The sequence below is a fragment of the Niabella sp. ZPM-14 genome, from assembly GCF_055693045.2.
This window is the reverse complement of the sequence record NZ_CM181148.1, coordinates 1,965,217-1,990,550: the sequence shown is the minus strand read 5'-3', so window position 1 is coordinate 1,990,550 and position 25,334 is coordinate 1,965,217. Positions and strand designations below refer to the sequence as shown.

The following is a 25,334-nucleotide window of genomic DNA, read 5'->3' as shown; positions in this document are numbered from 1 at the left end:
ATTAACAAACTTAAAAGAACAATGGAAGCCAATAAAATTTTAAGCACCGACTTCCTCGATCTTCTTTTCGATGGTCGCAACAAGAGCTACGGAGCTTACGAGCTTCGCCGTAGCTACAGGAAGCGTTTGATCATGGCGTTAGGGTTCACGATCCTTGGCTTTGGTGTGATTGCAGGTGCTATCTATCTGAAGAGCCAGTTAAAAGGCCCTGAAGATACTGAGGCAGTTAAGATCAATGAGGTTACGATCCAGCAGATCGAACAGGAAAAGCCGGAGGAACCACCACCCCCGCCACCACCGCCGCCGCCCAAGCAGGCCCCGCCTCCCAAAATTGAAATGAAACAATTTACACCTCCTAAGATCGTAAAAGACGAGGAAGTGAAGGAGCCGCCACCCGCAGTAGAAGAGTTGAAGGAGACCAAGATTGGTACCATCAACCAGGAAGGTATCAAAGATATTGGTATCGTTACGCCTCCCGCAGCAGTGGATGCTGGTAAAGGTCTCGTAGAGGCTAAGCCGGTAGAAAAGGAACCAGAGGTATTTACTAAAGTGGAGGTTGATGCCAGCTACCCTGGTAACTGGGTGAACTTCCTCACCAGAAACCTGGACGGACAGGTAGCGGTTGATAACGGTGCTTCTCCCGGAACCTATACTGTAATTATCCAGTTCATCGTGGACGTTGCCGGTAACGTTAGTGATGTAAAAGCATTAACTAAGCAGGGTTACGGAATGGAACAGGAAGCGATGAGGGTTATTAAAAGATCTGGTAAATGGAAACCTGCCATCCAGAATGGTAGAGAGGTAAAAGCTTACAGGAAGCAGCCTATCACTTTCCAGGTAACCGATCAATAATCACGTTACACTTTATTTAGTAAGACCCGTCACATTGTGGCGGGTTTTTTTAGGTACCTGAGTAGAGAATCGGCATTAGAGGAACTGTTGGCCGCCATTGGCGGGGGACCATGAGGATAATAGAAGTGCCTGTGGCTTGGCAGCTCCGGTAAAAAGTTGGGCTCCATTCCGGGAAGAGGATCTGCGATCAGTGTGTAGCGAGCTTATACTCGGTTGCAGCAGTAACGATCCCGAATCGACTTGTCGCGAGGTATTATTTCGTAGCACTTCATCCCATCCTTCCGGCAACGGGGGGGCAGAGATAACCTTGGATGGTTTGCTGTTTATGTGATTACTTTAGGTTTTTACAGAAATGCAAGGCGCGATGATCGATAGAACACGCTGCAAATCCGAAGATGATCTTTATGTGCTTCCAGAACATGATATCAAAATGGTTGGAGGTCTCTTGGACACCGGAGCCGGTTCTGGCTATGCGAAGTGAGAGGGTGATATTCCTGTAAGGCAGTTACATGTCCGGAGGAAGCCGGTGTAACCCGATGATTGTAGCGCCAAAAAAAAGCCGCCCGGTTTACCGGACGGCCTCGATCATATATTAAACCTTTAATTTCTGTATTCGGGATTGATCAGCATCTGGATCGACTCGTTCAGCATCTCATTCTTTTTAGAAAGAAAGATCTCCATTTTTTCAACCGGTAATTTCAACTGGTACGTGCTGTTTGACGCCAGTACTTTGTCCATACTGGGGTTCAGCGTGGTAAACTCTTCCAGATCCATGCCCAGGTGCTTGATGATCGCTTTGGAATTATAACGACCACTGATCGTTTGAACTTTTACGTCTTTGTGCGTGGTTTCGTCTTTAACAGTCGCCATCAAAGCCAGCGCTTTTTCTTTGGTAACCGTCGTAATGCCTCCTTCGCCCTCCATGATATAGTGAGTAGCGATGAATTTCTTCACGTGATTACGGCTTTCCGTGGGAAGATAATATTGCAATTTCCAGAAATCGCTGGTACCCGCCTTAGCAATGGCAGAGTTTACGCGACCCGGTCCGCAATTATAAGCCGCTACTACCAAAAGCCAGTCGCCATAAATGTCGAACAGGTAATTAAGATATTTGCTCGCCGCTTTGGTGCTTTTTAAATAGTCCCGGCGCTCATCCACTCCGCGGCTCACGTGCAGACCCATTGTGCGGGCCGTAGCGGGCATAAACTGCCAGGGACCGACAGCTCCCACCCATGAGGTCGCTGAAGCCCTCAGATTCGATTCTATGACTGCCAGGTATTTTAATTGTTTGGGAATATCATTCTGAGTCAGGACATCGTCCATCATATCAAAATAAGGTTTCCCCCAGCTTTGTAATTCCTTCAGATCGTCCGAGTGCTTTTCCATGTAATCCTGGACAAAACTCAGCGCCTGTGGATTCAGGTGTTCCATATTAACACCTTTCAGAGAAATACGTTTCGACGCGGTTCCCGATGCTCCCTCAAAAAGATTTTTAAAACCGCTTTTAGGGTCTGCCTTTTTAACAGCTTCGGAAGTATTGCTAATCGTTGGAGAAACAGCCGCTAAAGGACTGATCTGTGCAAATGAAAGAGATGTAAGGGAAGAGAAAAGAACAGCCATTCCATAATGCTTCACTGCCTGCTTTTTATTAATCATTCTTTTTAAAATGTTTTTTAAAAATGAGTCAATTAAGTGTGTAGGATTGGGTTTGGTAGTTTCCGAATTAGTAATAACGTTTAATTCTGCAAAATATTGTTAGAAAAAGAAAGCAAAGATAGTTCATTAAAGTGAGACGACATAAGCTGAAGCCCGAAAGGCATGTTATTGTCGGGATGGGTAAATAGGGGGAGTGAGATGGCAGGAACGCCGGTTAGGTTGGCCATAACTGTGTATATATCAGCAATATACATCGAAACGGGGTCTTCCATTTTTTCGCCTATTTTGAAGGCGACCGATGGTGCATCCGGTAGGCAGATAAAGTCGAAATCTTTGAAAATCAGGGAAATCTTATTTGTTAAAATTCGCCTAACTTTTTGCGCCTGGGTAAAATAGGCGTCGTAATAGCCGGAGCTTAATACAAAGTTGCCCAGCATGATCCGGCGCTTCACCTCCCAGCCAAAACCCTCTGATCTGCTTTGTTTGTAGAATGATTCCAGGTCATTCAGGCCATTTTGCGCGCGGTATCCATACTTTACCCCATCATAGCGGGATAAATTAGAAGTAGCTTCTGCTGTGGTCAGGATATAATAAGCCGGAACAATATAGTCCAGCAAATCGAAATGGATCGCTTCTACTGTATGCCCGGCTGCCTTCCAGGCTTCAAGCTTCCCTTCGATAGCAGAAGCAATCGCGGGGTCGAGACCGGGATGAGAGAGTGCTTCGCCGAAGTAAGCAATTTTATATTTTTTCCCCTCGTTAAGTTGAGTAGAATATTCCGGAACAGGCTGTTGCGATACCGTGCTGTCAAAGTCATCCTTACCAGCCATGACTTCCAGGAGCAGCGCGGCGTCGGGGATATTGACTGAAAAAATACCGATCTGATCGAAAGAGGAAGCATACGCAATCAATCCGTAGCGTGAAATGCGGCCATAAGTGGGTTTCAGGCCTACTATGCCGCAGAAATCTGCAGGCTGTCTCACAGAGCCGCCCGTGTCGCTTCCCAGCGACACCATGCATAGGCCCGCTTGTACCGCTACTGCAGAACCACCGGACGAGCCGCCGGAAATCCGCGTTTCATCCGCCGCATTCAACACCTTCCCATACGCTGAATTTTCATTGGTCGAACCCATGGCAAATTCATCGCAGTTGAGGCGGCCGATGATGATCGCACCCTCGGCCAGTAGCCGCTCAACGGCTGTTGCTGAAAAAATGGAGGTAAAGCCTTCCAGTATACGGGAAGAGGCGGTTAAAGCATGGTCCTTGTGGCAGATCACATCCTTGATGCCGACTACGACACCATGCAACTTTCCCTGGAAGGAGGGCAGGCTATCTAACTCTTTTGCCCTGGAGATCGCTTCATCTGTGTACACTTCGACAAACGCATTCAGATGCGCTTGTTTTTTTATTCTTTGAAGATACTTTTCGACAGTAGCTAAACAGGAAGTGTTGCCCTCTTTTAATTCTTGATGATACCGGGCAATAGAAACGAAATCTGGCAAAAGGTTTGGCTTTTGTAAGTCAGTAAAATAAAAATGAGAAGAGCCTTATGGTTCAGCTCTTTTAGGTTCAGTGGTGATCGTATTTGCGCTTTCTTCGATCTCTTTTTTCACATTGTCCTTAGCATCGTTAAACTCGCGAACGCCTTTACCCAGGCCTCTCATCAATTCAGGAATCTTACGGCCTCCGAATAAAAGCAATACAATCACCATGATAATGATGATCTCATTAGTGCCTAAAGCTCCTAATAGTTGAATTTGTGTCATAATTAATAAAAATTAGTTGTCAAAGATACGAGAACTGTACAAACTTGGATGTTGAAATACTAAAAAATGGCAAGGTTCCTTCATCCTCTATCTAGTGTAACAAAAAAATCCCGCTGTTGTTGCGGGATTTTTTAATTATATGAAGCTTGTTATTAAGCTTTTTCAGCCACTTTTTTAAGGGCAACGGCCATGCGTTTTTCACGGATACGGGCACTTTTACCACTTCTTTCTCTCTGATAAAACAGTTTAGCCCTGCGCACTTGTCCTACTTTGTGCAATACGATAGAATCGATATTAGGAGAAGCAAATGGGAACAGTCTTTCAACACCTACACCGTCAGAGATCTTTCTAACAGTAAAAGTCGCTGTTTGACCGCTACCTTGTTTCTTGATAACGTCTCCTTTAAAAGACTGGATACGTTCTTTATTTCCTTCTATAATTCTATAGTTTACAGTAATATTATCGCCTGCTTTGAAAGCGGGGAATTTCTTTGTCTGGGTCAATTGCTCGTGAACGAAAGCTATTGCGCTGCTCATAACTTATTTTTTTAAGGACTGCAAAGGTAGGGAGAATTTTTTAATTTAGTACAAGTCTCCCAAAGTTTTTCTGCTCCGGATTGATCCTACATGTCGGACAGCATTTCTACAGCGTTTCTTTCCACCTGTCTTTTGCGGGCCCGGTGCTTCACGATCCCCTTCCCGGCCAGCAAAATCGTCAATGCGGTGATGGCGCAAAAAGCCATTACGAAGCTCAGCGGCAGGGCCGTTTCGTTATGAAACACGCTCACCATGGCTGAGGACAACGTACCCGTCGCCATCTGGATACACCCGATGAGCGCAGAAGCGCTGCCGGCATTTTGCTCAAACGGAGCCAGTGCCAATGCGGAGGCGTTCGGAAAAGTGAACCCCTGGCAGGCCAGGAAGATGCTGCACAATACGATGCTGCTCGTCATACCCCACCAGCCGTTCATGAACCCGAGAACCAGCAAAATACCTGCGGCACACTGGAAGGCGATCGCCACAGGAATGATCTGGCGACTTGATGTGAACTTTAAGATCTGCGCGTTGATCTGAGTGGCCACCACCAGCGCGGCAGCAACGACCGAAAAGATCAGGCCGTACGTTTTTTCACTGGCGCCAAAAATTTCCATAAATACATGAGGAGAACCTGCGATGTACGCATACAGTCCCGCAGCGGTAAAGGAACTGGTGAAGGTATAAATCACAAATTGCGGCTGCCGGAACACCTCGCCGAATTTCTTCAGGATAAAACGCGGCGCTAATGAATATCCCTCTTCGGGCTTTTTGCTCTCCGGCAATTTGAAGAGACACAGGCATAAGATGCCGATCCCTATCAGGAGCAGTACACCAAAAACGTATCTCCACCCTAACGTGGCAGAAACATAGCCTCCCAGGGTGGGTGCAATGATCGGTGACACGCCGATGACCAGCATCAGTAACGAAAACACCTTCGCGTTATCTTTCACATCAAACATGTCTCTTACCATCGCGCGAGACGCTACCATTCCAGCGCAACCTCCCAGCGCCTGTAAGAACCGGAAGACAATCAGCATGCCCACAGAAGTAGACATGGCGCAGCCCAACGAAGCGACGATGTAAAGGGAAAGACCAAAATATAATGGCTTTTTGCGGCCGTACTTGTCCAGCAGCGGGCCATAAAGCAGCTGCCCGGCCGAGATACCGATGAAAAAACTGGATAAAGTAAGCGAGATGTTGCTGACATCCGTTTGCAGCTCCTTCGCTATATCAGGAAAGCCCGGCAGGTACATATCTATCGAAAACGGACCGATCGCCGAAAGCAAACCCAGGATGAATATCTTGAAAAAATTATTATTGCCCTTCATGCTAAAATTTGTGTTTGGGCAAGCAATGTTGCGGGTATCGAGAGCGGCGAAATTAAAGTAAATTTGATCAGCAGGCAAAGGATAATTCCGTCGTTGCTTTACCGGGTCTGATTCATGGGCTTATGCTTTTCGGTTCATTATCCTCCATTGACGATTGTTGACGATCATGAGAACCGATGCCTGTACCTTTGCGCACAGCAATGGGCAATGGACAACTGATACGGAAGGTTTCACTCACGATCGTGGCACTCTGTGCCGCCACTGCCGGCGCGTGGTCACAAAATCCGTATGTCGATTCATTGCTTACCAGGATCGCCAGTTTGCAGGTCGCGGAGAAAAATCCTTTCTATGAAGCCGGTATGTTTCCTTCCCAGAGGGTGTATCGCTCGCGCCGGAAACCTACAAAAGAAGATGATAATATATTTTTTACAGGCTTAATCATTTGGACGTTAAAAAGTATCCGGTCACAGCTTTCTTCCGGCAACCAGGTCATCGCGGATGCGATAGCGCGCAAAGCCATTGTCAATTATGACCGGTACCGGAATAAGGATGGAAAGCCGGTATATAATTTCTGGCAAACCCAACCCTCACGGCATTTTCCCAACAGCCGATATTTTTCTTCGAGGACTAAATATATTATTCCTGACGACCTGGACGACACGGCCATTCTTTATCTGTCGGCCGATTATCCTGACAGTTTGAAGCAGATGGTTAAAGCGCTTATGGCGGAAAATGCTAATGGACACAAAGCCGCCATCCGCAACACCTTTCGGCGGTATAAAAAGATACCGGCCTATTCAACCTGGTTTGGAAAGAATATGCCGGTGGATTTTGATATTTGTGTACAGGCCAACGGGTTGCGTTTCGTGCTGGATAACCGTTTGCCGTTAAATCAATATGACAGTGCTACCATCGAGCTTGTAAGCAGCATGGTTCAACGCGATGAGCATCTCCGGAGGTCTGCGTATGTATCACCTCATTACCAACGTCCCTCCATCATCTTGTATCATTTATCAAGGCTGGTAGGCGCTTACGAACAGCATCCGTTGCTGGCGCCGATGAAGCCGTTGCTTATCGGGGATATACAACATCAGCTTGAAGAAGTAGACAACGAGATGGAACGCGTACTGCTGCAAACTTCTTTGTTAAGACTTGGCGAACAAGTGAAGAATCGTGTTTCCGTTTCGCAGCACGACATGGATCATTTCTATTTTTTCGTAGCGAATATGACTTCGGTTTTTCCCAATCCGGTAAAAGGCGCTTTTGTAAAAAGCAGGAAAACCAATTTCTTTTACCAGTCACAAGCCTATTACCTCACGCTGTTACTGGAACATGAAATCATGCGGTTGCATTAAGCGCCCGGAGGCGCCGGCTTTTTAATTCGAGGCAGAGCGCCTCGATTAGCGATTTATTCTTTCCCTTTTTCAGCTCCTTTTTTTCCCTGTCTGTAAGGACTGGTGCTGATGCCATTGTATTCCGCAAACGCTCTGTCATATTCTTTTTTGCTGGCAAACTTTAGCGCCTTTTTATGTCCTTTCAGCAGATCAGCGACCTCTTGTTCAGAAAGCATCCTCAGCTTGTCGTTTTCTTTGATAACCGCCACGTGCTCCGCTTTTAAAGCATAGTATACATTCGGCAATGCACTACCCGCACTCGCCAGCCAATAATTATCATCAAAGCTCAGAAACTCCACCAATTTTCCTTCTACATAAAGCGCGATCTTCAAGGTTTCTTTTGGACTCAGGTTAAGTTTTCCGCCGTACTGGCTCATTCCTTTAAAAACAACACCTCCCTTTACCGATTTTACGGTTCCGGTTGCACCGATTTGTTTTTCATCTTTCATATAAATGCGATAACTTCCTTTAAGGGCGTCAACGCCGCCATAATTCCGATAAGTTCCAGGCATCCGTGTATATGCCAGGCCGCCCATCGCCGGACTGTAACCGACCTGGGAAAATGAATCAATTGAGAACATTAGGGAAAATACAGTGCATAACAAAAGGTGCTGTCCACTTTTCATTTCAGTCAATTTTGGTTTGTTTAAAGGCAAAAATAACGAATAGTTTTTAGTGTTTGTTTAGCAGCTGTAACACTGTAGATATATCCGACCAAGAAACCTTCAGAATAACGTCAGATATTATTAATAAAAAAATCCGGAAGTCGCAAGGCTTCCGGACTGACTATTGTTGAAACGCAGCTCTTAGCGGGCCACGTTTACTGCTCTTTTTTCGCGGATCACGGTCACTTTGATCTGACCGGGGAAGGTCATTTCTGTCTGGATCTTTTGAGCGATCTCAAACGACAGTTTATCGCTGTCCTGGTCGGTCACTTTATCCGATTCTACGATCACCCGCAGTTCGCGTCCCGCCTGGATGGCATAGGCTTTTTCTACGCCGGGATAGCTGGTAGCGAGGTTTTCAAGGTCCTTGATACGCTGCAGGTACTGCTGCATGATCTCGCGTCGCGCACCGGGACGGGCACCACTGATCGCATCACAAGCCTGGATAATCGGCGAGATCACATACTGCATCTCCACTTCATCGTGGTGCGCTGCAATGGCATTCACCACCGCCGGGTTTTCTCCATATTTTTCGGCCAGTTTCGCACCTAACAAGGCGTGGCTCAGTTCACTTTCTTCATCCGGAACTTTTCCTATATCATGCAATAAGCCGGCGCGTTTCGCCAGTTTAGGGTTCAGGCCCAGCTCCGCGGCCATTGTAGCACACAGGTTCGCTGTTTCGCGGCTGTGCATCAGCAGGTTCTGACCGTAAGAAGACCGGTAGCGCATGCGGCCTACCATTCTTACAAGCTCTTTATGTAAGCCGTGAATACCCAGGTCGATCACGGTACGTTCGCCGATCTCCATCACCTGCTCTTCAATTTGCTTACGTGTCTTTTCTACTACTTCTTCGATACGGGCCGGATGGATCCTTCCGTCTGTTACCAGGCGCTGCAGGCTCAATCGTGCAATTTCGCGGCGCAGCGGATCGAAGCAGGAAAGCAGGATGGCCTCCGGCGTGTCATCTACAATCAGATCCACGCCTGTAGCTGCTTCCAGCGCACGGATATTACGTCCTTCACGGCCGATGATCTGGCCTTTGATTTCGTCGCTTTCCAGGTTGAATACGGTAATCGCATTTTCAATGGCCTGTTCTGCAGCGGTACGCTGTATGGTTTGGATAATGATTTTGCGGGCTTCCTTATTGGCTTTTTGTTTGGCCTCGTCGATAATGTCCTGCTGGATGCCCACTGCCTGGGTCTGTGCCTCGTTTTTAAGGCTCTCGATCAGTTGGGTCTTTGCTTCTTCAGCCGTCAGATTAGCGATCTTTTCCAGGCGGCGGATATGCTCTTCCTGGTGCTTTTCCAGCTCTGTACGCTTTTTATTGACAACATCAATCTGCTTGTTCAGGTTGTCCTTGATAACGTCGTTATCTTTTACCTGCTTTTCAAGATTCGATTCTTTCTGGCTGAGCGACTGTTCTTTTTGTTTGATGCGGTTTTCACTTTCTGTCAGTTTGCGGTTGCGTTCGTTCACTTCTTTGTCGTGAGCTGATTTCAACGCTACGAATTTTTCTTTGGCCTGCAGCTCTTTTTCCTTCCTGATGTTCTCTGCACTTAATTCCGCTTCTCTGACGATTGTTTTGGCTTTTAATTCCGCCTCATCGATTTTTTGTTGTGTGTTTTTAGCAAAAATAAATTTGCCCGCTATGATGCCCACCACGAGGGCTATCGCAGCAGCAATTACAGTAATTATTATGGGATCCATTAAATGTCATTTGTTTTTTCTTTCGAAAAATGGTTCTACAAATCAATATCTATCAAAAAAATACCCAGCCAATGGGTTGGGTAGTGGGCGAAGATAAAAATAAATTTGGGATTTAGGGGTGAGATTTGAGTGATGTTGGTTTGCAATGGGTTCCTGCCAACGTATTCTTCTTGTCTGCTTACTTCAAAGCTTCTGTAATCAAGGCTTCTATCTGATCCAGCTTGCCTGATAAATGGTTCTCATCTGCGATGGACACATTTTTATTACTGCTTTCTGTGACAAACCAGACCAGTACCATCGAGATGTAATCCTGCATGTCCTTGCCGGGTATCTTCGTCTTGAATTCAACGATTTTATCGTTGATAATTCTTACCGACTGCCTCACGGTCTGCTCATCTCCGGGCGACATTTGCACGCGGTAGATCCTGTCGGCGATATTGATATTAGCGGGAATCAGATTTTCTGCCATGGGTTTTGTAATTTTTAATCTTTGGACAATGATCTATTGACAACGGTTGAGCTACACGCTTAATAGCGCGATACATTTATCGATCTCTTTGATATAACCGTTGATCTTCTTTTCAAACGCCTTTTTCTCTTCCGGATCCATCAGCGCCTGGCTGTATTTTTTTGCATCCAGCTGATGCTGAAGGGCGTCGGCCGCGTCAGAGGCTGTTTTCGCCTGAAGGCGGGCTTCCGATAACGCCTCTTTCAAGGATTGATTTTCCTTTTGGACAGCCGCATACTGTTTGATCAATACCTGGAGCTTGTCCTGGACCGACTTGATTTTATTTTCAAGAACCTGTGACATGAACGTTATTTATATTAAGGTTCCAAAGTTGCCTGAGTCAGATGTTTTTCGCCAACTCCTAACCAGCAACCGCAATCTCCGATTACTTTCTTATTTCTGCCTGCAATTCCCTTTCGAGGCTCTGCATGATCTTTTTCATCCATCCGTCAATCTCGTTGTCCGTCAGCGTCTTTTCCTCGTCCAGAAAGGTGAAGTTTACAGCAATCGATTTTTTATCCTTACCGATCTTATCGCTTTCAAAAACGTCAAAAAGCTGAACAGATTTCAGTTTTTTCAGATTTAATTTTTTTACCTGGGCTTCGATCGCAGCATAGGGCTGATCTTTAGCAATCACTACCGCGATATCCCGTTGAACAGAAGGGAACTTAGACAAAGGCTTAAACTGAACCTTCTGTTCTTTTGATCTTTTCACGATCAGGTCCCAGTTCAGATCAGCAAAAAACACCGGCTGTTTTATATCAAAAAGATCAAGCGTCTTTTTGTATGCCTGTCCCAGGCTCCCGATCACTTCTTTGCCTGCCAGTATATTCAGGCCATATTGCAATGAAGGATTGGTCGTTTCTTCATAACTGATGTCCCGGATGCCTGCCAAGAGCAGCGATTTTTCAACAATGCCCTTGATCGTAAAGAAATCGTTGGACGGCGACTTTCCTTTCCAGGCGTCTGCCTGTTTCTTTCCTGTCAGATAGAGGCAAATGTGTTCCTGCTCTTCAAAACCACCTTTTTCGCTTACTGAATAGGTCTTGCCAAATTCGAACAAGCGGAGGTGCTCATTTTTCCGGTTCAGGTTATGGGCTACCACTTCGAGTCCGGTCTCCAACATTTGCGGACGCATGATGTTCAGCTCTGCGCTCAGGCTATTCTTCATTTTCACGGTCCGCTCCAGCACCGCTTCACTAAAGTAGGCTTTGTTCGTGATCGAATTGGTCAACGTTTCGTTAAAACCCAGTCCCATCAGGTAATCAGCTGTTTTTTCTTTCAGAACTTCTGCTTCCCGATGTTCCTCTACCGCGGGGGTCATCGTCACCGATGTGGGGATGGCCACGTTATCCAGTCCGTCAATGCGAAGGATCTCTTCCACGATATCCGCAGGCAGGCTGATATCGGGCTTGTGATAGGGCACGGCAACCTGCAGGGAGTCGATATCTTCCTTATCCACCACGAATCCCAGGGCGGTCAATATTTTCTTTACAGCATCGGGGTGGTAATTTTTACCGCTGATCTTTTTTAAGTAATGATATTTAAGCGTGACAACTGTTTTCGGCTTTTCTTCCGGGTAAACGTCAATAATTCCCGAAGCGGGCTTTCCGCCGCATAACTCGAGGATCAGTGCTGTCGCGCGTTTGAGTACGTTGACGGTGGCCGAAATGTCGGTCCCTTTTTCAAACCGGGTAGCTGCGTCGGTTCTCAGACCGTGAGCAAAAGATGTCTTACGGATGGTGACTGCATCGAAGCAGGCGCTTTCCAGGAAAATATTTTTTGTCGTTTCTGTAACACCGCTGTTTTGACCGCCATAGACACCGCCGATACACATGCCGCCTGCGGCGTCGCATATCATCAGATCAAAGTCATTAAGCTTTCTTTCCTTGCCGTCGAGAGTGACGAAGGGCGTACCCTGTGGCAGGTTTTTAACGATCACTTTGTTGCCGTTGATTTTATCGGCATCAAAAGCATGAAGTGGCTGGCCGGTTTCATGGAGGATATAGTTAGTGATATCGACCAGGTTATTAATTGATTTGACACCGATTGCCTGCAGTTTGTCGCGCAGCCAGGCAGGGCTGGGGCCGATCTTCACATCATTGATGCAGATGGCGCTGTAGCGTGGGCAGGCACCGGCGTTTTCTACCACCACTTCAATCGGGTTCTTTCCTTTGAAAGCCGGTAGCGGCTTGACTTCGGGCAGGCGGACGCCGCTTTTTTTCTTATCGTGGTGTGCCAGGTAGGCCGACACATCCCTTGCCACACCCCAATGGCTCATAGCGTCCATGCGGTTGGGCGTGAGCCCGATTTCAAAAACCAGGTCGGTATACACATTGAACAACGAAGACAACGGTGTTCCGGGAATGGATGTTTCCGGTAACACAAGAATGCCATCGTGAGAGCTGCCTAATCCTACCTCATCTTCTGCGCAGATCATCCCCTGGCTTTCTTCTCCGCGTATCTTAGCCGCTTTCATAGTAACGGGCTCATTGCCGATCGGGTAGATAGTCGTGCCAACCGGCGCTACAATTACTTTCTGACCCGCAGCCACGTTGGGCGCGCCACATACGATCTTTAAAGGCGCTTCTTTTCCGATATTGACGGTGGTTAATTTCAACTTATCAGCGTTCGGATGTTTCTCAGCTGTTAACACCTCGCCTACAACAAGTCCTTTCAGACCGCCTTTATGTGATTCATAATGCTCGGTGCTTTCTACTTCCAGTCCGATCGAAGTTAAGATCTGGCTCAGCCTTTCGGGTTGCACTGTTTCAGGCAGGTATTCGCTCAGCCAATTGTAAGAAATGGTCATCTTTTGATAAAAAATTTATTAGCGGCGAAGATAAGCAATGTTTAGATCAGAGCATAAGAGCCCGTTTAACTACCAGGACCCATGCATCTGAAATGGTAAGAAGGGTGGATATACTGGTTAAAACCATGAGAGAAAGGCGACTCATACACCAATGATGTGCTTGAGGTGTATTTAAGATACGGTTGCCCTGCAATGCGAATGACTGTTCTTGACAAGTTGTCAGGAAAAAGTATCTTTGTAAAAAAGGATGCTTATACAAACAGTCACCGTAGGCGAATTCAAAGCCCGTTTTTCAGAAATGCTCCAACATGTATTGAAGGGGGAAGAGATTGCCATATCTTATGGAAAGAAGAAGGAAATTGTTGCCAGGCTGGTACCTAAAAAGGATCCTACGCTAAGAAGGAGAATAGGGGTGCTGGACAATATCGCCAGGGTCACTGTAAAAGGGGATCGAAAAATATCTGAAAAGGAGTTTCTGGGAATATAAATAGTATACATAAAGACACCGATGAAATACCTTTTAGATACACCTTATATGTTATGGGCCATTATGGATAGTAAACGTATTTCCAAAAAGTTAAAAACTGTAATTACGAACCCGGAAAATGAAATCATCATAAGTGCGATCAGCTTTTGGGAGGTGTCTTTAAAGAGCGCGTTGGGAAAGATGCATTTGCAAAATGTGCAGCCTCAAGACTTACCAGGACTCTGTGAGGCGATGGCTTTCACGATAGAACCGCTGCATGCAGACATCTGCGGCTCTTACCACCAACTCACATCCACCTATCACAGGGATCCATTCGACAGGATGCTGATCTGGACTGCAATTGCTAAGGGCTATACCATGATAACCGCTGACGATACCATATTAAAATATGCAAGTGAAGGACTGAAAGTATATACCTGATATATTTTCATAGGATGGAAACTAATTTCTTCAAATCCACAGCTGGCTTGGATCGTACAATGGCCAACCTATGGAAACCGATTATTTTAAATTAGATAAAATAATTTTATTTATAATGTATTTGCTATCCCAAATGTGCATAACCTGTGTTTTTGTGTAAGGAAAATGTTTGGAAATAAAGATTTTTTTCTACCCGCTTTCGGGTCTAAATTCGCCCTTTGATTTCGCGGGTTAGCCGGCCTCAACTAATTATTTTAACACAATTACAAGCAGGATTGCACCCATCGAATCATTGGTAGTAACTAATGACAGGATATTTTATCGTTAGAATTGAACAATGGATCCAATAAACTTAAATAAAGACAGGAAGCCCGTCCGACCAGGTAATCCGGGCGGGCAAAAAAGGAGGGCGGGGAGCGCTGTAGACCTGGGCACCATGGTGTACGGCAAAGTGCCGCCCCAGGCACGGGAGTTGGAAGAAGCGGTGCTGGGCGCTATCATGCTGGAGAAGGGCGCATTTGATGCCGTGATAGAGACCATCCGCAATCCTGAATGTTTTTATGTCGATGCTCATCAGCGCATCTTTCGTGCCATACAATCGCTGGCCAACAAGAGCCAGCCCATTGATATTCTGACCGTGGTGGAAGAGCTCCGGTCCAAGGAAGAGCTGGAAATGGTGGGCGGACCTTATTATGTAACCAAGCTTACCAATACGGTGGTTTCTGCCGCGAACGTAGAGTCTCACGCGCGGATCATCATGCAGAAATTCATCCAGCGGGAACTGATCCGCATCAGCGGCGAAATCCTTTCGGATGCTTACGAAGACAGTGCCGACGTGTTTGATCTCCTGGATGATGCAGAGTCCAAGCTGTTCGAAATCACCAATTCCCACATGAAGAGTACGATGCAATCCATCGACTCGGTATTGGTGGATACCATCAAACGAATAGAAGACCTGCGTCATCGAAACGAAGACGTGACGGGGGTTACAAGCGGTTTTAAACCTTTAGATAAAGTGACCTATGGCTGGCAAAACAGTGATTTGATCATCCTGGCAGCGAGGCCGGCGGTGGGTAAAACCGCCTTTGCGCTAAACCTGGCAAGGAACGCCATTATGAACCCGGCCAAACCCACACCTGTTGCATTTTTCTCTTTAGAGATGAGCGCCGCACAGCTGGTGCAAAGGGTGTTGTCTGCTGAGAGTGAGATCATGCTGGAAAAGATCGCTCGTGGTAAGATGGAAGAGCATGAGATGAAGCAGCTGTATACAAAAGGGATACAGCGTTTATCGCAGGCGCCTTTGTTTATTGACGACACTGCTGCCTTGAATATCTTTGAGCTGCGCGCCAAATGTCGCAAGCTGAAGAACAAACATAACATCGGTATGGTGATCATCGATTACCTGCAGCTGATGAGTGGGGCAGGAGACAATCGGAATGGTAATCGTGAGCAGGAGATCAGCACCATCAGCCGTAATCTGAAGGGCCTGGCGAAAGAGTTGAATATTCCTATCATCGCACTTTCCCAGTTAAGTCGTGCGGTGGAACAAAGGGGTACCAAGGATGGTAGCCGTGTTCCCCAGTTGAGTGACCTTCGGGAATCGGGAGCGATCGAGCAGGATGCGGATATGGTGATGTTCCTGTATCGCCCGGATTACTACGATATGAATACCAACTCTGAAGGCGAAGATCAAAAGGGGCTGACAGAGGTGAAGATCGCCAAGCACCGTAACGGTTCGCTCGAGACGATCAAGCTGAAAGCGCTGTTACATATACAGAAGTTCATCACCTGGGATGATGATCCGTACAATGCGATTGGTTTAGGAGGCGGCACCTGGCGCCCGGTAAATGATGATGCTGAAGGTGGCGGTGCACGACTGTTCCAGGCACAAAGCAAGATGAACAATATGAGCGACGACGAACTCGACGAAGCGCCGTTTTAGTGTAGTGTATAGCCCGTGGTTTTTGGTTTTGTTAACCGGCTCCCCCCCGGTTCCGGTAACATCGGATATATGTTTCGGAAGGGCCTGATAAAACACGCTTACGCCGTATATTTGACAAATTTGCATATAGATTCGATTCGTGAATCCTACATCATAAATCAGCAATCAGTATTCTTCCCTATTTCTACATAAAAGACTTTGATTCGAAGCAGGCATCCATGGTGCTGGATGAAGACAACTCGCGCCATGCGGTCCAGGTGTTGCGGATGAAAACGGGAGACCAGCTCCATCTCACCGATGGTAAAGGACATTTATTAACAGCGACCATTGTCAACGATCACAAAAAATATTGCGAGGTTCAGATAACCGATATTAAACAATCTGAGCCTGCCTCTCCCCAAGTGACCATCGCGATAGCGCTCACCAAAAACACCAGCCGCTTTGAATGGTTCCTGGAAAAAGCGGCAGAGCTGGGCGTTCATAGCGTAGTGCCTTTGATTACTAAACGAACCGAGAAACAAAAGTTCAAGGAAGAACGCCTGCAGAACATTGTGATCAGTGCGCTTTTACAAAGCCAGCAAACCTGGGTGCTGCAACTAAAGGCGCCTGTTGCATTCAGCGACTTCATGGCTGATACTACATATACTTCTATTACCTGTAGATATGTGGCACATTGCGCGGAGGCAGACAAACAGCCTTTGACCTTCCGGCCATCCTCATCTGTCATTCTCATCGGACCCGAAGGCGATTTTACGCCGGAAGAAATTGAAGACGCGATCAGCAAAGGCTATCAGCCTGTGACGCTGGGTGATACGCGGCTGAGAACAGAAACCGCCGGAATGGTAGCTGCGACGCTGTTGCGAATAAGAGGATAACGCAGTTTAAAAGATAGTGTTTTTTCCCCTCGGATATGAGTCACCACAGAAGTATTTTATATCGATGAAATCTTTTGCTTTTCTGCACTATCTGTACACATTACACCTGAATAAACATTCCCTTACTGGAAACTAAGGAGGTAAGAAATCGTCTCGCAGCGATAATCCAGCGGTAGTTGCACTATATTTGATAGGATGTTACACACTATTACCAACGCGACTATCTTCAGGGAGACAGAAATCATCAGGGATAAAAATATTATCGTTGCCGGGAGTAAAATACTCGATATAACTGCCGATCAACCCAGTGATTCCACCATTATAGACATCGGCGGTAAAAACATCGCCCCGTCGTTCATAGATATTCAGCCCAATGGCGGATACGACCTGTATTTTTCCAAAGAGGTATCCGAAGCAGCTGTGCAGGATATGCTGCAGGCGAGTGTGGATCATGGTACAGGATATATACTTCCGACATTGATTACCTCTGAACCGGAAACGATCCTCAAAGCCATCGATACTGTCAAAACGTTTATGCAAAAGGACCGGGGCGTATTGGGAATGCATTTGGAAGGACCGTTTATCAATAAGAAAAAACGCGGCGCCCATCCGGAGCATATTATCCGGCAACCAACCGACGACGAGTTACAAGAGATCGTCAGGCGCGGGCGTGACGTCATCAGGATCATCACCATAGCGCCCGAAGTGTTTACGGAAGCGCAGTTGCAGCTATTGCTCGATAGCGGGATAACTGTGTCTACCGGGCACAGTGATGTTAACTATGATCAGGCGCAGTATTATTTTTCGAAGGGGATCAGGCTGGTGACGCACTTGTACAATGCGATGAACCAGATGGGCCACCGCGAGTGCGGTTTGGTGGGAGCCATATTCGATAACCCTTCGGTCTACGCACCGATCATCCTGGATGGCGGGCATTGCCACTATGCAGCGGCGCGTATCGCTTACCAGCAGAAGAAAGACCGGCTGATCCTTTTATCTGACGCGGCTTTCCTGGGAAGGCGGAAACAACAATTTGACTGGGACAACCTGAGTATTAAAATGACTGATGGCTTCTACCGCGATGGAGCCGGTAACCTGGGAGGGGCTGCTATTTCTATGATCGACGCAGTACGCAATGCCGTACATCATGTGGGTATTCCGCTTTCCGAAGCGATCGTTATGAGTACAAGCCGGGTAGCCCGGGCGATCAATATGGACGATAAGATCGGGCACATTAAGCCGGGGTATGACGCCAGGTTTGTAGTGTTCGACGATGCCCTAACGGCTTTTGAGCCGTTGTTATTGTGACGGTCACACATCCTCTTCGCTCAGTGAAAGCGTAATCTGCATCGCCTCTGTTTTCACTTTGCGAATACTGACGCCTGCTTTTTCCAGCATTTTACGCGAAGCGATAAAGTTTTCACGCGTAGCATATTTATCAGACAAATAAACCACTTCCGTAATGCCGGCCTGGATGATAGCTTTTGTACATTCATTGCAGGGGAAGAGCGCCGTATAGATTTTACAGCCCTGAAGACTAATGCCTATATTATTAAGAATGGCATTCAGCTCTGCATGACAAACGTAAGGATATTTGGTCTCTAAAAAGTCGCCCTGCTTTTGCCAGGGAAACTCATCGTCGCTGCAGCCGATCGGCAGTCCATTGTATCCTACACCTACAATTTTATTGAGCGGATTGACAATGCAGGCCCCGACTTGCGTGGACGGGTCTTTGCTCCGCTTCCCGGAAAGCAAGGCCACTCCCATAAAGTATTCGTCCCAGGTGATATAATCTTCCCTTTTGCTCATGGCATTTTATTTTGCAATAAAGATAGAATAAGAATAGATCCCGGCGCGTATGCCGGCGATGGATGCCCGGATAGTTCGCCCTTGCCGGCAGCAAAAATAAGCTGTTATTGTGCGCCGTGCAGACCGCGGGATTTGACAGCGGCTGTAACGGTGAGATAATATTGGTAGACTTTCTTAGCGCCTTCCAGCACTGCCTCCTGTTCCCTGGACGGCTGGTTCACGAGCTCGAGGAACTGCTTCCACATCGGACCGGTATGGGCTGCGTACACATTGTAATAGGCCAATGGCAAATCAGCAAAAAAAGGGTCTTTTTTTAGCTGCTTCATAATTACTTGTCCGCCCAGTGTGGCACCTTCCAATACATATAATCCACCGATGGCTTCGTCCGCATTGTGAAAGGCAGGAGGCTGCAGCGAACTTTCGTCCACAGCTGTTAATTGCGAGGCCTCGAGGTCCTGCAACAAAGAAGATAACTTCTTTCTTTTATCTGCGTGAATGGCTTGAAGGTCTTCCGGCGAAACAGCTTGTAATATAGGATCCTCAAGCGCGCGGTGCACTTCATAATTGACCTGCAACACTGTCGTGTATTTTTCAGGAGTAAAACTGCCGTTAAAAATATCATCTGAAAACAATGCCTGCTCCAATTCCTTGTGGAAACCGGCTGTTTCATTCTTTAGTATCGTACTTAGCATTTAAGACGGAGTATTTTGAAAAACCAGGTAAAAGGCAGTCCCTTCTCCCAGGTTGCTGATGCACCAGGCAAAGCCTTTGTGCTTTTCGAGAATGGTCTGGACAATGGGCAAGCCAATTCCGGACCCTTCAAACTCACTTGCATTCTGACAACGGTTGAACAAATCAAATATATGTGCATGGTCTTCCGGCGGAATGCCGATGCCATTATCCAGGATTTTATAGCAAGTGTATTTGTCTTTTTTGATTCCGCTGATCTCAACCCGCGGCTGGTTGATCTTCGAGCTGTATTTCAAAGCATTGCCGATAATATTGGAAAAACAGTGATACAGCAACTGATAGTCGCCCAACACTTCCGGCGTATTGCCGATCACAATTTTTGTTTTATAGTATTCATGCGCAATCGTATGATCGCTCACAATATCTCTGATCAGCTTATTGACATCTACCTCACGGTAAGCGATGTCATTCTTGTTGATGCGTGTTAACTGGTTGACACCAGAGATCATCTCGTCCATTTTGTCTACACTCCCCAGGATTTTTTTCGTGATCTCCCGTTCCTTCGGACTCATCGAGTCTCCCGCCATCATCAATAGCTGGGCATAAGATCTGATAACGGTTAACGGAGTTTTAAGATCGTGCGAAACTGTGTAGCTGAAAAACTCCAGGTCTTTGGTCACACGCGTCAGTTTGTTATGGTAGTCGAGGATCTGCCTGTTTTCTTTCTCGAAAGACGATTCTAAGAGATGAACCACACGTTGTGCAGAAGCCACTTCTTCGTTGGACCACGGTTCTGACTGACGGGTAACACTTTCTCTCCACACAGCGAAGGATTTACGCGGCACATACTGACGCATGTCCTCATGTCCTTTGACCGGCTTTGTATCTTTATCATTCGGGTTGCCGGCCCACTGTATCAGGTAGCGGTGTTCTTTTTTGAACCAGATCAGGTAGCTGTTTTCGATGGATAACGGCGCTACCAGGATCCCGCTGGCCTTTTTATAATAATCCAAAGCGTTGGGATCTTCACTGGAAAAGCGTTGCGTGAAATAGAGTCCCAATACTTTATTGTTCCTGTGCCAGTCTGCAATAGCTGTGATCTGATCTCTTTCCGGAACCTGACCATAGCTGTATAATTGTCCGTCAAACAACATCGCAAACCCCGATGCATTGGTGGTTTGATAAAGATGTTGAATGCCTTTGTTTAAGCTGGACTTTAAATTGTTTTCCTGGATGATATATTCCTGTAAGCGGGAATAATTCGTTGCAAACTTGCGTTCGGCCTGCTTTGCAATATCTTTCAGTTTTTCAGAAATGCGCGACATCATTACCTTGGCTACCAGCAAAGTGGCCTGGCGCACCTTAAAGTCAACGATCTTGCGATGACTGTGATGGCAGGAGACCAGTCCCCACAACACATTATCATCCATGATAGATACACTATAGCTGGAGGTTACCTGCATGTTCTTCAGGTATTCGATATGGGTGGGCGACACAGCTCTCAATACCGAAAACGTAAGATCCAGCGGTGAAGGAATCGCCGACAGTATCGCCGGTGTATCGCTTCCTGCCTCATGAATCAGCCGGATATGATTCTTTTTATACAGCTCTCTCGCCTGGCGGGGAATATCAGTTTCAGGATATCTTAACCCTATGAAAGGCTCGAGCTCCGCGTCGATGGCTTCCGCCACAACCTGTCCGCTGCCGTCTTCGTTAAACTGATACACCATGACCCGCTCAAAGCCTGTCAGGGATTTGATCTCCGAAACCGCAGCATCCATAATATCTGAAATGGAATTCTGGCCGATAACGGTATCGACAATTTCAAAGACCTTATTGGATACGTCATCACTTTGCAATACCGGCTCCGCCTCAAAAATGAGCACATGGCTGCTGTATGAGTGGACCAGGTAAAAATCTTCTCCCTTGCAACGGATGACAGGATACTGATTCTGGGTTCCGGGCTCGTTATTATTGATGGATTTGACGTAGTTAGAAAAAACAAAATCAGGATTGATTATATGTTTGTCCAGCACCTTGCAATTTCTGCCGATGATATCCTGCGCTTCCAGATCGATAAAGGCGCTCAGATTTTCGCTGACATGAGATACAGATTCCTTATCCTTCTCGATCCCGATCAGAAATCCCCTGCTCTGAATTTTGCCTGATATATGAATAGGCTCTGTGTGGCACTGTAAAATAGAAGTATGGCTCATAAAAGAGTTCTGGGGCTTTGCAAGAGGTAAGAAATAGGAGTAAATTTATGTATTCTTCCTGACATATTAACTATAAACGCATAAAAAGATCGTTTAGTATTACCAAAGCGTTATTTACACTGTCAATTAAATCCTAAAGTGTGCTGATAGCCTGCGTTTTAGCAAACAACTCAGCCTTGCGCGCAAAAGAAAAGGGCCCCTTTACAAGGCCCTGTTTATCGTTATTGCTCCGGCTGAAGGGAGGCTTCATGCAATATCAATTCTTCTTGCTGGCGTCCGCATTTTCAAGCGAAGGCGATTTTAACTGCACCACCGGCGCCGTCTTCTTGCGCATAAACATATTTAGAAGCTCCACAATGAAGGAGAAAGCCATCGCGAAGTAAATGTAGTTTTTGAGGTGCAGCTCATGAGCCATTTCCGAATTCCATCCTTCCACGATCAGGCTGACACCGATCATTACCAGGAACGACAAAGCCAGCATTTTCAAAGTAGGATGTTTTTGGATAAAGGCTGCGATCTTCGGACTGAAGGTAAACATCACGATCATGGCCACCACTACAGCGCCGATCATTATCTCCAGGTGTTTAGCGGTTCCGCCCGCTGTAATAACGCTATCAAATGAGAAGACCGCGTCAATGATCATGATCTGTGCAATAGCCTGTCCAAAGCTCAGTTTCTTTTTCGCCTGCGTGGTTTCATTCGGATCTTCCCCTTCCAGCTTGTGGTGGATCTCTTTAACGGACTTATAGATCAGGAATAATCCTCCCACCAGCATGACAATGCTCGCCAGGTCAAAGCCTTTCCCAAACCAGCTTTCCGGAATGATGTATTTACCCTTTTGTGCCAGCAGCCAGCTCAGCGCTCCCAATAACAAGCAGCGACTGATAATACCAGTGATCATCCAGGTGCGGCGTGCCTTCTTTTGCAACTGCTCCGGCAGCCGGTTAAGAATGATACTTACAAATATGACATTATCGATTCCCAGCACCACTTCCAGTACTACAAGGATGACAAAGCTGATCAATGACTCAAAGGTGAACAATTCTGAACCAGATATAAAGAGCAGATCCATAAATGATATTATAAAGCGTTACAAATTTGTTTAACAATGCCAGGCCCTTCGTAGATAAAGCCGGTCCATACCTGCACGAGCGAAGCGCCTGCGGCCATTTTCTCCTTCGCATCGACGCCGGTAAAAATACCACCCGAGCCAATGATGGGAATCGACCCACCCGTTTGTTTATACACATATTCAATAATGCCCGTGCTTCTTGCGCGCACCGGTTTACCACTCAATCCGCCCGCGCCGATCTTTTCCTGCACGGCCACCGGCGTATTCAATCCACTGCGGTCGATCGTGGTATTGCTGATCACCAGGCCGTCGAGCTTTACCTCGCCGGCAAGGGCAATCACGTCGTCGATCTGCGCCTGTGTCAGATCCGGTGCGATTTTCAACAGGATCGGCTTCGCCGTTGCCTTTCCGTTGTTGATCATGGCCAGGTTCCAGATAATCTTTCGCAGCGACTCCTTTTCCTGCAACTCCCGCAAGCCCGGCGTATTGGGACTGCTCACATTCACTACAAAATAATCGACGTAGTGATGTAGCTTGTTGAAGCAGGTGGCATAATCCTTCCAGGCATCTTCGTTGGGAGTCACTTTGTTCTTTCCAATATTCCCCCCGATGATCAATGGATATTTTTCAGAGCTGCCCGCCTTTTTTTCTCTCCAGAGCCGTAGCCTTTCCGCAATCACGTCCGCTCCGTCGTTGTTAAACCCCATGCGGTTGATCAGCGCTTTATCCTCGGGCAAACGAAACAACCTCGGTTGCGGATTGCCTTCCTGTGCCAACGGTGTTACCGTTCCGATCTCTACAAAGCCAAAACCCAGCGCTTCCAGTTCGTTCAGAAATCTGGCGTTCTTATCAAATCCCGCGCCCAAGCCTACCGGGTTTTTCAGTACCATATGTAGAAACCGGGTTTCATGGACCCGTGATGGGGCTGCTGCGGCACTAACGATCTTTTTTCCCAGTTTCGACCCAGCGAGCAGGCGCAGCTGGTTCATCGCCATGTAGTGGGCCTGTTCCGGAGGGAATAAAAAATACAATTTTCGAAGTAAAGAATACATTGGGCGCAAATATACTTCCATTTCAGATTTATGATTTGAGATTTCTGACTCAAATACCCGCAGCAGAACAGGTGGCAGCAGCATTGCCCGCCCGTTCGTTCAGATGGACGCCGCATGAAAAAGGTTTTTGAAGGAAGCACAGGAGTCTGCGAAGTCCTGAGAGATGTGTATGACCCTGCCTGAAAATCGTATCAGGCTGTGTGTCCCATCTGACACGGTTACTTATCAACCACTACCTATAAACTGCTCAATTTTTCTTAAATTTGAGGTATAAAGTTGTTTATGCAACTATTTTTAGAAATAAAATCGACACTATGGAAGCATATATTGTTGCAGGTTACAGGACAGCGGTCGGAAAAGCCAAAAAGGGTGGATTCCGTTTTTACCGGCCGGATGACCTGGCTATAGAGGTGATCCGCGGACTGATGGCAAGTGTGCCTCAGCTGGAAGCCAGCCGGGTGGATGACGTCATTGTAGGTAACGCCGTACCTGAAGCGGAGCAAGGGTTGCAGGTGGGCCGCATTATAGCGGCAAGAGCACTGGGCATTGATACGCCAGGTGTTACTGTTAATCGTTATTGCGCGTCGGGCCTCGAAACCATTGCCATGGCCACCGCCAAGATCAGAACGGGTATGGCCGATTGCATCATCGCCGGTGGTACGGAAAGCATGAGCCTGGTGCCGGCATCGGGATGGAAGACGGTTCCTTCTTTTAATATCGCCAGTGACGCGCCCGACTATTACCTCAACATGGGTTTAACTGCCGAGGCAGTGGCTAAAGATTTTAAGATCGGCAGAGCGGCACAGGATGAATTCAGTTATAACTCGCATCAGAAAGCTATAGAAGCCATCAGCAAAGGATATTTCAAGGAGGGTATTTTACCTGTCAACGTGGAAGAGATCTACCTGGATGAAAAAGGAAAAAGGCAAAAGAAAAGTTATACAGTAGACACAGATGAGGGGCCCAGAGCTGATACGTCTCTCGAAGCGCTGGCCAGGCTTAAGCCGGTATTTGCTGCAGGAGGTACTGTTACAGCGGGTAATGCTTCACAAACCAGCGATGGTGCTGCCTTTGTGATCGTGATGAGTGAAAAGATGATGAATGAATTGCAACTGCAACCGATTGGCCGCCTCGTTTCCTCGGCTGTAGCCGGTGTGGATCCTCGCATCATGGGTATAGGGCCGGTTGCGGCCATTCCTAAGGCATTACAACAGGCCGGCAAAAGTTTGAACGATATTGATCTGATAGAATTAAATGAGGCCTTTGCTTCGCAATCGCTGGCGGTGATACAGGAAGCTCAACTCGATCCGGAAAAAGTAAATATCAACGGTGGTGCCATCGCACTGGGCCATCCGCTCGGATGTACAGGAACCAAACTGACGATACAACTGCTGGGCGACCTGAAGCGGTTAAATAAAAAATATGGTATGGTTACTGCCTGTGTAGGTGGCGGACAGGGCATCGCGGGAATCATTGAGCGGTTGTAATTCGCACCGTTACTGCATATTGATAAGAGGGCTGCTTTTAGCGGCTCTTTTTTTTAAAAG

23 protein-coding genes are annotated in these 25,334 nt (G+C 46.9%); 8 read left to right on the top strand and 15 right to left on the bottom strand.

Translation table 11 applies throughout. The annotated features are described in order from the left end of the window. Positions 1 to 21 precede the first annotated feature (21 nt). Positions 22 to 852, top strand: a complete 831-nt coding sequence (locus ACU37H_RS08475; RefSeq protein ID WP_472701959.1) for an energy transducer TonB — start codon at positions 22 to 24, stop codon at positions 850 to 852. Between the two features lie 600 nt (positions 853 to 1,452). On the opposite strand, the gene ACU37H_RS08470 is transcribed toward ACU37H_RS08475, so the two are convergent. The 5 genes from ACU37H_RS08470 to ACU37H_RS08450 all read right to left on the bottom strand — a co-directional run bounded on the left by ACU37H_RS08470 (position 1,453) and on the right by ACU37H_RS08450 (position 6,138). After that, a complete protein-coding gene (locus tag ACU37H_RS08470) occupies positions 1,453 to 2,508 on the bottom strand; it encodes a lytic transglycosylase domain-containing protein (RefSeq protein WP_472701960.1) in 1,056 nt (351 codons plus the stop codon). A gap of 80 nt (positions 2,509 to 2,588) precedes the next feature. Further along, the gene (gene gatA, locus ACU37H_RS08465; RefSeq protein WP_472701961.1) at positions 2,589 to 4,010 is read right to left on the bottom strand and encodes an Asp-tRNA(Asn)/Glu-tRNA(Gln) amidotransferase subunit GatA; all 1,422 of its coding nucleotides are present in this window, start codon (positions 4,008 to 4,010) and stop codon (positions 2,589 to 2,591) included. A 45-nt stretch (positions 4,011 to 4,055) separates the two neighbouring features. Further along, positions 4,056 to 4,274 (bottom strand): Sec-independent protein translocase subunit TatA/TatB, encoded by a 219-nt coding sequence (locus ACU37H_RS08460; protein WP_472701962.1) that lies wholly within the window; start codon positions 4,272 to 4,274, stop codon positions 4,056 to 4,058. 152 nt (positions 4,275 to 4,426) lie between these two features. Then, positions 4,427 to 4,810 carry a 50S ribosomal protein L19 gene (rplS, locus tag ACU37H_RS08455; RefSeq protein WP_472701963.1) on the bottom strand — a complete coding sequence of 128 codons (384 nt, stop codon included), beginning with the start codon at positions 4,808 to 4,810 and terminating at the stop codon, positions 4,427 to 4,429. Positions 4,811 to 4,896: 86 nt separating this feature from the next. After that, positions 4,897 to 6,138, bottom strand: a complete 1,242-nt coding sequence (locus ACU37H_RS08450) for a multidrug effflux MFS transporter (RefSeq protein ID WP_472701964.1) — start codon at positions 6,136 to 6,138, stop codon at positions 4,897 to 4,899. A gap of 176 nt (positions 6,139 to 6,314) precedes the next feature. On the opposite strand from ACU37H_RS08450, the gene ACU37H_RS08445 reads away from it, so the two are divergent. After that, complete coding sequence (locus ACU37H_RS08445) at positions 6,315 to 7,493, top strand: hypothetical protein (RefSeq protein ID WP_472701965.1); 1,179 nt, start codon at positions 6,315 to 6,317, stop codon at positions 7,491 to 7,493. Between the two features lie 53 nt (positions 7,494 to 7,546). Here ACU37H_RS08445 and ACU37H_RS08440 read toward each other — a convergent pair whose 3' ends face one another. From ACU37H_RS08440 to pheT, 5 genes are all read right to left on the bottom strand, one after another. Further along, positions 7,547 to 8,113 (bottom strand): hypothetical protein, encoded by a 567-nt coding sequence (locus tag ACU37H_RS08440; protein WP_472701966.1) that lies wholly within the window; start codon positions 8,111 to 8,113, stop codon positions 7,547 to 7,549. A 225-nt stretch (positions 8,114 to 8,338) separates the two neighbouring features. Further along, the gene (gene rny / locus ACU37H_RS08435; protein ID WP_472701967.1) at positions 8,339 to 9,904 is read right to left on the bottom strand and encodes a ribonuclease Y; all 1,566 of its coding nucleotides are present in this window, start codon (positions 9,902 to 9,904) and stop codon (positions 8,339 to 8,341) included. Between the two features lie 178 nt (positions 9,905 to 10,082). After that, positions 10,083 to 10,373 carry a cell division protein ZapA gene (locus tag ACU37H_RS08430; RefSeq protein WP_472701968.1) on the bottom strand — a complete coding sequence of 97 codons (291 nt, stop codon included), beginning with the start codon at positions 10,371 to 10,373 and terminating at the stop codon, positions 10,083 to 10,085. A gap of 51 nt (positions 10,374 to 10,424) precedes the next feature. Further along, positions 10,425 to 10,715, bottom strand: coding sequence for a hypothetical protein (locus tag ACU37H_RS08425; RefSeq protein ID WP_472701969.1), 291 nt, complete (start codon positions 10,713 to 10,715; stop codon positions 10,425 to 10,427). Between the two features lie 82 nt (positions 10,716 to 10,797). Further along, complete coding sequence (gene pheT, locus ACU37H_RS08420; protein ID WP_472701970.1) at positions 10,798 to 13,224, bottom strand: phenylalanine--tRNA ligase subunit beta; 2,427 nt, start codon at positions 13,222 to 13,224, stop codon at positions 10,798 to 10,800. Positions 13,225 to 13,471: 247 nt separating this feature from the next. Here pheT and ACU37H_RS08415 point away from each other — a divergent pair, with 247 nt between their 5' ends. The 5 genes from ACU37H_RS08415 (at position 13,472) to nagA (ending at position 18,256) form a co-directional block, all read left to right on the top strand. Continuing rightward, positions 13,472 to 13,711 (top strand): type II toxin-antitoxin system Phd/YefM family antitoxin, encoded by a 240-nt coding sequence (locus ACU37H_RS08415; protein WP_472701971.1) that lies wholly within the window; start codon positions 13,472 to 13,474, stop codon positions 13,709 to 13,711. 21 nt (positions 13,712 to 13,732) lie between these two features. Further along, a complete protein-coding gene (locus ACU37H_RS08410; RefSeq protein WP_472701972.1) occupies positions 13,733 to 14,131 on the top strand; it encodes a type II toxin-antitoxin system VapC family toxin in 399 nt (132 codons plus the stop codon). A gap of 337 nt (positions 14,132 to 14,468) precedes the next feature. Continuing rightward, complete coding sequence (gene dnaB / locus ACU37H_RS08405) at positions 14,469 to 16,073, top strand: replicative DNA helicase (RefSeq protein ID WP_472701973.1); 1,605 nt, start codon at positions 14,469 to 14,471, stop codon at positions 16,071 to 16,073. 218 nt (positions 16,074 to 16,291) lie between these two features. After that, entirely contained in the window at positions 16,292 to 16,948 is a 657-nt protein-coding gene (locus ACU37H_RS08400; protein ID WP_494407597.1) for an RsmE family RNA methyltransferase, read from the top strand. Between the two features lie 195 nt (positions 16,949 to 17,143). Next, on the top strand, positions 17,144 to 18,256 hold the full coding sequence (gene nagA, locus ACU37H_RS08395; RefSeq protein WP_472701974.1) for an N-acetylglucosamine-6-phosphate deacetylase: 1,113 nt from the start codon (positions 17,144 to 17,146) through the stop codon (positions 18,254 to 18,256). Between the two features lie 3 nt (positions 18,257 to 18,259). Here the strand turns inward: nagA and ACU37H_RS08390 are convergent, their stop codons facing one another. The 5 genes from ACU37H_RS08390 to ACU37H_RS08370 all read right to left on the bottom strand — a co-directional run bounded on the left by ACU37H_RS08390 (position 18,260) and on the right by ACU37H_RS08370 (position 23,787). After that, entirely contained in the window at positions 18,260 to 18,757 is a 498-nt protein-coding gene (locus ACU37H_RS08390) for a deoxycytidylate deaminase (RefSeq protein ID WP_472701975.1), read from the bottom strand. Between the two features lie 104 nt (positions 18,758 to 18,861). Then, positions 18,862 to 19,449 (bottom strand): biliverdin-producing heme oxygenase, encoded by a 588-nt coding sequence (locus tag ACU37H_RS08385; RefSeq protein ID WP_472701976.1) that lies wholly within the window; start codon positions 19,447 to 19,449, stop codon positions 18,862 to 18,864. Next, positions 19,450 to 21,663, bottom strand: coding sequence for an ATP-binding protein (locus ACU37H_RS08380; protein ID WP_472701977.1), 2,214 nt, complete (start codon positions 21,661 to 21,663; stop codon positions 19,450 to 19,452). A gap of 256 nt (positions 21,664 to 21,919) precedes the next feature. Then, on the bottom strand, positions 21,920 to 22,735 hold the full coding sequence (locus ACU37H_RS08375) for a TerC family protein (RefSeq protein ID WP_472701978.1): 816 nt from the start codon (positions 22,733 to 22,735) through the stop codon (positions 21,920 to 21,922). Positions 22,736 to 22,743: 8 nt separating this feature from the next. Then, a complete protein-coding gene (locus ACU37H_RS08370) occupies positions 22,744 to 23,787 on the bottom strand; it encodes a quinone-dependent dihydroorotate dehydrogenase (protein ID WP_472701979.1) in 1,044 nt (347 codons plus the stop codon). Positions 23,788 to 24,101: 314 nt separating this feature from the next. Here ACU37H_RS08370 and ACU37H_RS08365 point away from each other — a divergent pair, with 314 nt between their 5' ends. Then, complete coding sequence (locus ACU37H_RS08365) at positions 24,102 to 25,274, top strand: acetyl-CoA C-acyltransferase (RefSeq protein ID WP_472701980.1); 1,173 nt, start codon at positions 24,102 to 24,104, stop codon at positions 25,272 to 25,274. Positions 25,275 to 25,334 lie beyond the last annotated feature (60 nt).

Excerpts from the sequence above, each read along its gene's own strand:
- ACU37H_RS08475 (WP_472701959.1), top strand. The coding sequence starts at position 22 with ATGGAAGCCAATAAAATTTTAAGCACCGACTTCCTCGATCTTCTTTTC.
- ACU37H_RS08470 (WP_472701960.1), bottom strand. The coding sequence starts at position 2,508 with ATGATTAATAAAAAGCAGGCAGTGAAGCATTATGGAATGGCTGTTCTT.
- ACU37H_RS08460 (WP_472701962.1), bottom strand. The coding sequence starts at position 4,274 with ATGACACAAATTCAACTATTAGGAGCTTTAGGCACTAATGAGATCATC.
- rplS (WP_472701963.1), bottom strand. The coding sequence starts at position 4,810 with ATGAGCAGCGCAATAGCTTTCGTTCACGAGCAATTGACCCAGACAAAG.
- ACU37H_RS08450 (WP_472701964.1), bottom strand. The coding sequence starts at position 6,138 with ATGAAGGGCAATAATAATTTTTTCAAGATATTCATCCTGGGTTTGCTT.
- ACU37H_RS08445 (WP_472701965.1), top strand. The coding sequence starts at position 6,315 with ATGCCTGTACCTTTGCGCACAGCAATGGGCAATGGACAACTGATACGG.
- ACU37H_RS08440 (WP_472701966.1), bottom strand. The coding sequence starts at position 8,113 with ATGTTCTCAATTGATTCATTTTCCCAGGTCGGTTACAGTCCGGCGATG.
- rny (WP_472701967.1), bottom strand. The coding sequence starts at position 9,904 with ATGGATCCCATAATAATTACTGTAATTGCTGCTGCGATAGCCCTCGTG.
- ACU37H_RS08430 (WP_472701968.1), bottom strand. The coding sequence starts at position 10,373 with ATGGCAGAAAATCTGATTCCCGCTAATATCAATATCGCCGACAGGATC.
- ACU37H_RS08425 (WP_472701969.1), bottom strand. The coding sequence starts at position 10,715 with ATGTCACAGGTTCTTGAAAATAAAATCAAGTCGGTCCAGGACAAGCTC.
- pheT (WP_472701970.1), bottom strand. The coding sequence starts at position 13,224 with ATGACCATTTCTTACAATTGGCTGAGCGAATACCTGCCTGAAACAGTG.
- ACU37H_RS08415 (WP_472701971.1), top strand. The coding sequence starts at position 13,472 with ATGCTTATACAAACAGTCACCGTAGGCGAATTCAAAGCCCGTTTTTCA.
- ACU37H_RS08410 (WP_472701972.1), top strand. The coding sequence starts at position 13,733 with ATGAAATACCTTTTAGATACACCTTATATGTTATGGGCCATTATGGAT.
- dnaB (WP_472701973.1), top strand. The coding sequence starts at position 14,469 with ATGGATCCAATAAACTTAAATAAAGACAGGAAGCCCGTCCGACCAGGT.
- ACU37H_RS08400 (WP_494407597.1), top strand. The coding sequence starts at position 16,292 with ATGGTGCTGGATGAAGACAACTCGCGCCATGCGGTCCAGGTGTTGCGG.
- nagA (WP_472701974.1), top strand. The coding sequence starts at position 17,144 with ATGTTACACACTATTACCAACGCGACTATCTTCAGGGAGACAGAAATC.
- ACU37H_RS08390 (WP_472701975.1), bottom strand. The coding sequence starts at position 18,757 with ATGAGCAAAAGGGAAGATTATATCACCTGGGACGAATACTTTATGGGA.
- ACU37H_RS08385 (WP_472701976.1), bottom strand. The coding sequence starts at position 19,449 with ATGCTAAGTACGATACTAAAGAATGAAACAGCCGGTTTCCACAAGGAA.
- ACU37H_RS08380 (WP_472701977.1), bottom strand. The coding sequence starts at position 21,663 with ATGAGCCATACTTCTATTTTACAGTGCCACACAGAGCCTATTCATATA.
- ACU37H_RS08375 (WP_472701978.1), bottom strand. The coding sequence starts at position 22,735 with ATGGATCTGCTCTTTATATCTGGTTCAGAATTGTTCACCTTTGAGTCA.
- ACU37H_RS08370 (WP_472701979.1), bottom strand. The coding sequence starts at position 23,787 with ATGTATTCTTTACTTCGAAAATTGTATTTTTTATTCCCTCCGGAACAG.
- ACU37H_RS08365 (WP_472701980.1), top strand. The coding sequence starts at position 24,102 with ATGGAAGCATATATTGTTGCAGGTTACAGGACAGCGGTCGGAAAAGCC.